This window comes from Natronorubrum halalkaliphilum (assembly GCF_009834785.1).
GTDB classification, from domain to species: Archaea; Halobacteriota; Halobacteria; order Halobacteriales; family Natrialbaceae; genus Natronorubrum; species Natronorubrum halalkaliphilum.
Genome location: NZ_WUYX01000023.1, coordinates 111,910 through 121,035, shown reverse-complemented (window position 1 = coordinate 121,035; position 9,126 = coordinate 111,910). Strand labels below are relative to the sequence as shown.

General features: G+C 63.3%; 6 protein-coding genes and 1 pseudogene. 3 read left to right on the top strand and 4 right to left on the bottom strand.

Annotated elements, in window-relative coordinates:
• Nucleotides 1-105: 105 nt before the first annotated feature.
• The 3 genes and pseudogenes from GS429_RS06595 to GS429_RS06585 all read right to left on the bottom strand — a co-directional run.
• Nucleotides 106-1,494 (bottom strand): annotated as a pseudogene (locus tag GS429_RS06595) (PAS domain-containing protein); the annotation flags it as partial.
• 268 nt (nucleotides 1,495-1,762) lie between these two features.
• Entirely contained in the window at nucleotides 1,763-2,266 is a 504-nt protein-coding gene (locus GS429_RS06590) for a hypothetical protein (RefSeq protein ID WP_160063868.1), read from the bottom strand.
• A gap of 98 nt (nucleotides 2,267-2,364) precedes the next feature.
• Nucleotides 2,365-2,991 (bottom strand): DUF192 domain-containing protein, encoded by a 627-nt coding sequence (locus GS429_RS06585; protein WP_160063866.1) that lies wholly within the window; start codon nucleotides 2,989-2,991, stop codon nucleotides 2,365-2,367.
• A gap of 342 nt (nucleotides 2,992-3,333) precedes the next feature.
• Between GS429_RS06585 and uvrA the strand changes: the two genes are divergently transcribed.
• Both uvrA and GS429_RS06575 read left to right on the top strand, forming a co-directional pair.
• Nucleotides 3,334-6,297, top strand: a complete 2,964-nt coding sequence (gene uvrA / locus GS429_RS06580; RefSeq protein WP_160063864.1) for an excinuclease ABC subunit UvrA — start codon at nucleotides 3,334-3,336, stop codon at nucleotides 6,295-6,297.
• 306 nt (nucleotides 6,298-6,603) lie between these two features.
• Nucleotides 6,604-7,440, top strand: coding sequence for a proline dehydrogenase family protein (locus GS429_RS06575; RefSeq protein ID WP_160063862.1), 837 nt, complete (start codon nucleotides 6,604-6,606; stop codon nucleotides 7,438-7,440).
• 1 nt (nucleotide 7,441) lies between these two features.
• Here the strand turns inward: GS429_RS06575 and GS429_RS06570 are convergent, their stop codons facing one another.
• Nucleotides 7,442-8,191, bottom strand: coding sequence for a helix-turn-helix domain-containing protein (locus tag GS429_RS06570; RefSeq protein WP_160063860.1), 750 nt, complete (start codon nucleotides 8,189-8,191; stop codon nucleotides 7,442-7,444).
• A 104-nt stretch (nucleotides 8,192-8,295) separates the two neighbouring features.
• Here GS429_RS06570 and GS429_RS22115 point away from each other — a divergent pair.
• The coding region (locus GS429_RS22115; protein ID WP_235920750.1) for an aldehyde dehydrogenase family protein at nucleotides 8,296-9,126 on the top strand (831 nt) is incomplete at its 3' end.

The window sequence follows — 9,126 nt, the reverse complement described above, 5'->3', positions numbered from 1 at the left end:
CTTCGCCGAGTCGTCAGCAGCAATGAGATGATCTCACGGGCTCACGCTGTGCCGGCTGTCGAGACCTCGGGGTAAACACATACCGCGATTGTACACGTCGGTCGATTCTCGAACGTCGTCGTGGAACGCTGGTTGCCCGGTTTCGAAGACCTGCCAGGCGATTCCCTCGCCTTCGCGGAACTGGGGGTGTGTGTCGAACGTCTCGTCTGCGGTCTCCGAAATCGCCGCCGGTCGGAGCGAGTCGTTCGAGTCGTCGTACAGGTAGAGCGCCGTGAGTTCCAGGTCCAGCAACTGCTCGAGGTGGTCGATAGTTTGGGTTGCCACGTCTTCTCGCGTCGTCGCCTCGAGCCACTCACAGACGGCGTCGTGAAGCTCTCGGAACTGCGACTCGCGACGTTTCTGGTCCGTGATGTCGGCGTTGACGGCGACGAAATTGACGATGGCGTCGTTCTCGTCGGTGATCGGTGCGATGGTCTGGTTGACGACGTATTCGTCGCCGTTCTTGCGGCGATTAACGAGTTGATTCTCCCAGACATCGCCGGCGAGGATTGTCCCCCAGAGATCGCGATAAAACGCCGAGTCGTGAGCGCCCGACTTGAGGAGTCGTGGCGTCGTCCCGATCGCTTCGTCGGCGCTGTAGCCGGTCACGTCCTCGAAGGCGGGATTGACGTACTCGATCCTCCCGTCCGGTTTGGTAATGTAGATCGAGTGGCCCGCCTGTTCGACGGCTTTCTGGTAGCTCCGGAGTTGCTGCTCCCGTTGCTTGCGCGCCGAAACGTCGCTCAGCAGGCCGATCACGAGCGGGCCGGTGTCGCGATCGACGCGTTTGAACGTGAGTTCGGCCCAGAACTGGTCGCCCGCAGCCGTCTCGCAGTTCCACTCGACCCGTTGACTGCCCGATTCGAGCGTTCGATCGAGAATCGACTGTATCGTTTCGTCGTCAGCCGGTTCACCGGTGCGTAGCGTCGCCAGTGTGGAGACGCAGGTATCGCCGGAACGGCAACCAACCAGGTCACACAGCCGTTCGTTGATGTCGACGACCGAATCGTCGGACGGATCGTAGACGACGACAGCGTCGTCGATAGCCTCGAGAATCATACAGCAGTCAAAATCGGTTCGGTCCGTTGTCTCGTCGATCGCCCGTTCGACCCGCTCGGCGAGGAGGGCGGCCCCATCAGCCCGTCGGACGTAGTCCGTCCCGCCGGCAGCCAGAACCGCACTCGCGAGCGACGCCGACCCGTCGACGGGAACGACGACGACCGGAAGCGACGGGTACCGATCATGGAGTCGCTCGAGTACGGCGATCGCGTCCAGTTCGGGATCGTCGTGGCCGAGGACGAGGCAGTCGAACGAACGCTCTCGGAGTACCGAAGCGGCTTCGTCCGGATTCGAAACGGCCGCTACGTCGGCGTCAGCGACTCGAGAAGAAAGTTCTCGAACGGTCCGTGCGCGCCGGTCGCTGTCGGCGACGAGACAGAGCAACCGATTCGTCATCGATCCCGGAAGGACGTACTACCGAGAGTTCCGGCGACTAAACCGATATCGGATCCGATCGGAACTCGGTGCAGTCGTGATACGGTACGGAGAGACATAGTCGGTATCAGTGTTAGTCGACTAGCCGGTAATAACGGTTTTCACCGAGGGATTTGTCAACTCGACCCATCGAGCCCGGTTACTCTCGCTGGTCGGCCGAACTGCTGTGTGTCAGTCTCGATACAGCCGCTCCAGTCTTCGGACGCCCAACAGGCCGTTAGTGACCGATTCAGTCGTCCTCGTCCGGTTGTGAATCGGCCGCGGCTTCGACCAGCGTCTCCCGCTCGTCGAAATACGCCGGCGCGTCGTGATCGGCCTCGAACTGGAGAATTCGAGTCAACGCTTCCTCGCCGTCGTCGACGTCGGACTGGAGCTCTTCGGCGAGTTCCGTGTACGCCGCGGCCAGGTCCTGAAACGCTTGCATCCGCGTCTGTTTGGCTTCGACCAGTAGTTGCTTCTCCTTGACCGTGCTCTCTAGCGCTTCGAACGCCTCGAGATCGACGTCGGTGCTGTCGGGTCCCGGCGGCCCCGAGGGGGCGTCGGTCCCTTCGACCGCCTTCGTGTGGTCCTCGAGTCGGCTGCGGAGATCGGCCATCTGCTCGTCGATTTCGGTGAGCAATTCGTCGGCTTCGTCGCGCATCGTCTGGATGCGTCCCGAAAGCAGGCCGGTCTGTGTCTGGCAGTAGTCGACGAGTCCGTCGACCGATAGCGTGGCGCCAGTGTCGTCGCTCATAGCCCGCTATTGTCGCTTCCGACCGAAGTCACTTTGGTCCAGCAGGTCGCCGCCTCGAGCAGTCCCGATCGGTGTGCTCGAGTCACGAGGACGAACGGTCACAGGTCGAACTGCAGGATATCTCCTTCTTCGATGCCGCGCTCGGCGGTCCACTCGTAGCCGACTTCCAACACGTACTGGCCGCGACCGGGGTAGCGTTGTTCGGCCCCGTCCTCGTCCGGTTCGGGCTTCGGGGCGTGATGAATACTCGTGATGGCCCCCTCCTCATCAGCGAAGACGATATCGATCCCGAACGACATCTCGGGCATGACGAACGTCCGGTCCGCCACCGTTTCGTAGACGAACAGCATGCCACGATCTTCGGGGAGCGTTTCAGTGTCGCTGAGCCCGAGCGATCGCAGGTCCGGTGTATCGGCGATCGCGGCCGTGACAGCTCCCAGCTCGTTGCCGTCGGAGGTCGTTACGCGAACGTCTGTCGATTCGTACCCCATGTGAACTGCTGCCGAAGTCTCGTCGTCGCTCGAGTCGGCCTGCGAGTTGACGGTGGCGTTCGAATCCGGCGGCGTCGTTTCGCCGCCGGGATCGTCGCTGTCGCTGGTGTCACCGCCGCGGGCGTCACCATCACCGGCGTCCGTACACCCGGCAAACCCGACGGAACTAGCGCTTACAGCGAGTCCGGTAAGAACGGTCCGTCGATCCGCGGTCGGCGAGCGTCGCGAAGTCATTCCGATACGCCATCGACCACGGTGGCCCCCATAACCGTTTGTGGGCAACTGCGTGAACAGGTGGCGGCCAGCAAATCGAGACACGCGCTCCCAGGGCGAGTCGAATTGGCTCCGTTGGTGTCGACAACCGTCGACGACCGTCGACAACCGCCCACCGATGGGAGACGACCTCGAGGGTCGTCGGCGCCATCGAAGCCGTCCGTTCGTACCCCGATCGCGGTTGCTAGCACGTGACACGCTACCGCGCTTTCAGACCCGTTAAGTCCCTCCGGCCACTGACTCACTCACAGTGAATCGAGCAGCGAGTCGCGAACCGATGCGGTCACTATTCACCACGAACACATGAGCAAAGAGTACATCGAGGTGCGGGGTGCAGAGGAGCACAACCTCAAGGACCTCGACGTAACGATCCCCCGCGAAGCGTTCACCGTCGTCACCGGACTCTCCGGCTCCGGCAAGTCATCGCTGGCGTTCGAGACCATCTACGCCGAAGGCCAGCGCCGGTACATCGAGAGCCTCTCGGCGTACGCCCGGAACTTTCTCGGCCAGATGGACAAGCCACAGGTCGAGACCGTCGAAGGGCTCTCCCCGGCAATTTCGATCGACCAAAAAAACGCCGCGAACAACCCGCGATCGACGGTGGGGACGGTTACGGAATTACACGACTATCTCCGGCTCCTCTACGCTCGCGTCGGCACCCCCCACTGTCCCGACTGCGGCCGCGAAGTCGGCGAGCAGTCGGCCCAGAACATGGTCGAACGAATCCTCGAGCTTCCGGAGGGGACCAAGGCCAAACTCGCGGCGCCCGTCGTCCGCGACCAGAAGGGCGCCTTCGAGGACCTCTTCGAGGAACTCGTCTCCGAGGGGTACGCTCGCGTCGAAGTCGACGGCGAAGAATACGACCTGACCCGAGACTCGCCCGACCTCGACGAGAACTTCGATCACACGGTCGATGTGATCGTCGACCGCGTGAAGGTCACCGCCGAGGCCCGCCCGCGGATCATCGACAGCGTCGAAACGGCGCTCGAGGAAGCCGAGGGCGTCCTGAAGGTCATCCTCCCGGACGCGCCGAAGGACGTCGCGAGCGATCTGGGCGATGCGGCCCGCCGGACGGGCGCGCTCGGCGACGAAGTCGAGGAAGAGGATCGGTTCGTCGTCGAGTTCTCGAAGGATCTGGCCTGTACGCACTGCGGGATCGACGTCCCCGAGATCGAAACCCGATCGTTCTCGTTTAACTCGCCCCACGGGGCCTGTCCGGAGTGTGAGGGTCTCGGCGAGACGAAAGAAGTCGACGAGGCTCTCGTCCTGCAAGACGAGTCAAAGCCCCTCAAGCACGTCTTCGAGCCCTGGAGCTACAACCGGTCGTACTACAAGACCCGGCTGGACGCCGTCGCGGACCACTTCGACGTCTCGCTGTCGACGCCGTTCGAAGACCTCGACAATGATGTCCAGCAGGCGTTTCTCTACGGGACCAGCGGCCAGGTGCTGTTCAAACGCCAGACGAAGAACGGGACCCGCCGCAAGAAAAAGCGCTTCGAGGGCGTCATTCCGAACTTGGAGCGGCGCTACCTCGAGACCGACTCAGATTCGACCCGCGAGCACATCGAGGACTACATGTCGGTCACGGAGTGTCCGGCCTGTGACGGAACGCGTCTGAAAGCCGCGAGCCGTGCTGTCCTGGTCGACGACACCTCGATCACCGCGATCAACTCGCTGTCGATCGGGGACGCCCTCGAGCACTTCGAGTCGATGGAGGCGGACCTCACCGAGCGCGAGAAGGTGATCGCCGAGGAGATCCTCAAAGAGATCCGGGCGCGCCTCGGCTTCATGTGCGAGGTCGGCCTCGAGTACCTCACCCTCGACCGCGAGGCCGCGACGCTGTCCGGCGGCGAGAGCCAGCGGATCCGACTGGCGACCCAGATCGGGTCGGGCCTCGTCGGCGTCCTCTACGTGCTCGACGAGCCCTCGATCGGGCTCCACCAGCGGGACAACGACCGCCTCCTCGATACGCTCGAGGAACTTCGCGACCTCGGCAACACCCTGCTCGTCGTCGAACACGACGAGGAGACGATGCGCCGCGCCGACCAGGTCGTCGACATGGGGCCCGGCCCCGGCAAGCGCGGCGGCGAGGTCGTCGCCAACGGCCCCGTCGAAGAGGTCAAAGCGACGGACGGATCGATCACCGGCGAGTATCTCTCCGGCCAGCGACAGATCCCGGTTCCGGACGAACGACGTGATCCCGACGGCGCTCTCACCATCCTCGGCGCTCGCCAGCACAACCTCAAAGACGTAGACGTCGACATCCCGCTCGGCAACTTCACCGCCATCACGGGCGTCTCCGGCTCCGGCAAGTCCACCCTCATGCACGACGTGCTCTACAAGGGACTCGCCCGCGAGATGAACGACAACACGAGCGTCATTCCGGGCGAGCACGACGACCTCGAGGGGCTCGATCAGATCGAAACCGTGCGACTGATCGACCAGTCGCCGATCGGTCGAACGCCTCGTTCCAATCCGGCGACGTACACCAACGTCTTCGATTACATCCGCGACCTGTTCGCCTCGACGAAACTGGCGAAACAGCGCGGCTACGAGAAGGGGCGGTTCTCCTTCAACGTCAAGGGCGGCCGCTGCGAGGAGTGTGGCGGTCAGGGGACCGTGAAAATCGAGATGAACTTCCTCTCGGACGTCCACGTCCCCTGCGAGGAGTGCGACGGCGCGCGGTACAACGACGCCACGCTCGACGTCACCTACAAGGGCAAGACAATCGCCGACATCCTGGACATGGAAGTCGAGGAAGCCTACGACTTCTTCGAGTCCTCGAGCCAGATCCGGCGGCGGCTCCAGCTCCTGAAGGACGTCGGGCTCGGCTACATGACCCTCGGCCAGCCCTCGACGACGCTGTCGGGCGGCGAGGCCCAGCGTGTCAAACTCGCCGAGGAACTCGGGAAGAAGGACTCGGGCGAAACGCTGTACCTCCTCGACGAGCCGACGACCGGCCTCCACAGCGAGGACGAGCGCAAACTCATCGACGTCCTCCACCGGCTGACCGACAACGGGAACACCATCGTCGTCATCGAACACGAACTCGACCTCGTGAAGAACGCCGACCACGTCATCGACCTCGGTCCTGAAGGCGGCGAGAACGGCGGCGAACTCGTCGCGAGCGGGACGCCCGAAGAGATCGCCCGGCTCGAGGCCTCCCACACCGGCCGTTACCTGCGAGATCTGCTGCCGAACGTCGATCTCGAGGGGCCACGCGGCGAGCGGGTCGAACCCGTGACCGCGCCGATGGACGACGACTGATGCCGACTGCCGTACCGAGCTACCGGTGAACACGGCGGCTGTGGTTGTGCCGGTACCGACGTACGGGAGACCGTCTGACGGTGACGAAAACTCGAGCGCTTCTTTCTTTATACACCCCTACCGCGATGTTTTTCGCCCGGTTCGCAGCCGAGAACCGGAGCGGCGGCGCGCGGATCGACGCCGACGTCCCCGGAACCGGGCGAGTGCTCGACGGAGTGCGACGGTCGTGACAGCCCGTTTTCAAATTGCCGGACATCGTTCATGGTCGGGTGTCCGTTTACCCCGATACCGTTCTAGGGTCCGATCATGCTCCTACCAATTGCGAGAAATTTCGTGGCCGCCGAAGATCAGGCGGGGGCGTTATCGCACGTTGCGGATCTCAACGAGGACGGAATCAAGGGGATTCTGAACTTGCTCGGCGAGCACTACGACAATACGGCGGAAGCCACCGCCGACGCCGACGCCTACATTGACATGATCGAGGCCATCGACGACGCCGATCTCGACTGCTGCGTCTCGGTCAAACCGTCCCAGATCGGCCTCGACCTCGGCGACGACGTCTTCCGGACCCACCTCGAGCGAATCGTCGACGCGGGTGTCGACCACGACGTCTTCGTCTGGATCGACATGGAAGACCACACGACGACCGACGTCACGCTCGACGCGTTCGAACACCACGCCCACGAAACCGACGGTAACGTCGGGATCTGTGTCCAGGCAAACCTGAAGCGAACGCGCGAGGACGTCGAGCGGTTGGCCGACGTCCCCGGCAAGGTCCGCTTCGTCAAGGGGGCGTACGACGAGCCGTCCGAAATCGCGTACAAAAAGAAGGCGCGAGTGAACGAGGCGTATCGGGAACTGCTCGCGTATGCCTTCGAAACGTTCGATGACAGGATCGCCGTCGGGAGCCACGATCCGGAGATCATCGAGTACGTCGAGCGACTCTCCGAAGAACACGACACGCCGTTCGAGTTTCAGCTACTCATGGGCGTCCGGGAGGACGCACAGCACGACCTCGCCGCGGAGTACGACGTCTACCAGTACGCACCGTACGGGCCGAAATACCTCTCGTACTTCTATCGTCGCGTCCGAGAACGGAAGGAAAACGCTCTGTTCGCCCTTCGGGCCGTCCTGCCGGTATAGCTCACAACTCGCCGGCGATATCGTCGGGATCCAGCAGCTTCGATTCGGCTTTTCGCAGGTGATCGAGCAACGTGGTCTTCGAAATATCGAGTTCGGAAGCGAGTTCGCGGGTCGAGACGCCGCGGGGCCACTCGTAGTAGCCTCGTTTGCGAGCGAGTTCGAACACCTCCCGCTGGGTGCTGGTGAGCGTGTCCATTCGCCGCTTGCGTTCGGATTCGCCCGTGGGCGTGCTCCGAACGGTTTCAACCGAGACTTCGGCACCTTCGTCCTCGCAGATGCGATCGATCGCGGTTTCGACCGCATCCCGGTCGCCGGCAAAACAGACTTCCCAGTGTTCTTGGCCGTTCTCGATGCGAACCGGGGCGCTGTGGACGAAGCCGTGTTCGAGCAGCGTCGGGCAGATCATCTCCTGTGGATCGTACTCGAGGAAGAACTCGCGAACGACGTTCCCCGGAACCGACGAGGGTTCCCGTCGACCGAACCGTTCCTGGAGTTCGAGTACATCGCCCGCCAGCGGCGACTCGTCGATCTCCGTCAACAACGCCTCGACCTCCTCGGTCGTTTGCCCGAACGCGGTGAACAGCCCATTGACGGACGTCGGTTCCGTGTCCGACGTCGGCGCGGTGTAAACCGCGTGCGCCAGAATGCCCCCGCCCACCCGTTCCGTCGCTTCGATCGCCCAGCAGTTCGGATGCCAGACCTCGAAGGACAGTCTCGTTCCCTGGACTGGCTGATCCCAGTTCGTTGCCATACTACGAGACACCTTCTCAGTGACCACCAATAAGCTCTCGTTTTCCGCCGGACCCTCCCATGGACGGGGCACGTTATTCGACAGTGACGACCCAATCGCTATTCATGAGTCAGCAATCCACGACACAGACGTACGGCCACCACATCGGCGGCGAGTGGACCGACGGTGACGGAAGCGACACCTTCGCGAGCGAGAACCCGGCGACGGGCGAGGAACTCGCACGGTTCCAGCGCGGCACCGAATCGGACGTCGACGCCGCGCTCGAGGCCGCGGAGAACGCACAGGAAGAGTGGCGCGAACTGTCCTACATCGACCGCGCGGAGTACCTCTGGGACATCTACCACGAACTGCGCGAGCGCACCGACGAACTCGCCGAAATCGTCACGAAAGAGTGCGGAAAGGAGATCAGCGAAGGCCGCGCGGACGTCGTCGAAGCCTACCACATGGTCGAGTGGGCGGCGGGCAACGCCCGCCACCCTCACGGCGACGTCGTTCCGAGCGAGATCGGCAGTAAGGACGCCTCGATGCGCCGGAAGCCGCGAGGCGTTATCGGCTGTATCACGCCGTGGAACTTCCCCGTCGCCATCCCGTTCTGGCACATGGCGATCGCCCTGGTCGAGGGCAACACCGTCGTCTGGAAGCCGGCCGAACAGACGCCGTGGTGCGGCCAGATCATCGCCGAAATGATGGACGACGCCGGCGTTCCCGACGGCGTCTTCAACATGGTACAAGGCTTCGGCGACGCCGGCGCGGCGATCACGGACGACAGTCGCGTGGACACGGTGCTCTTTACCGGCTCCGCGGAGGTCGGCCACGAGATTTCGGGCAAGGTCGGCGGCGAACCCGGCAAGCTCGCCGCCTGCGAGATGGGCGGGAAAAACGGGATCGTCATCACCGAAAAGGCGGATCTGGACATCGCCGTCCACTCCGCCGTG

Excerpts from the sequence above, each read along its gene's own strand:
- GS429_RS06575 (WP_160063862.1), top strand. The coding sequence starts at position 6,604 with ATGCTCCTACCAATTGCGAGAAATTTCGTGGCCGCCGAAGATCAGGCG.
- uvrA (WP_160063864.1), top strand. The coding sequence starts at position 3,334 with ATGAGCAAAGAGTACATCGAGGTGCGGGGTGCAGAGGAGCACAACCTC.
- GS429_RS06590 (WP_160063868.1), bottom strand. The coding sequence starts at position 2,266 with ATGAGCGACGACACTGGCGCCACGCTATCGGTCGACGGACTCGTCGAC.
- GS429_RS06585 (WP_160063866.1), bottom strand. The coding sequence starts at position 2,991 with ATGACTTCGCGACGCTCGCCGACCGCGGATCGACGGACCGTTCTTACC.
- GS429_RS06570 (WP_160063860.1), bottom strand. The coding sequence starts at position 8,191 with ATGGCAACGAACTGGGATCAGCCAGTCCAGGGAACGAGACTGTCCTTC.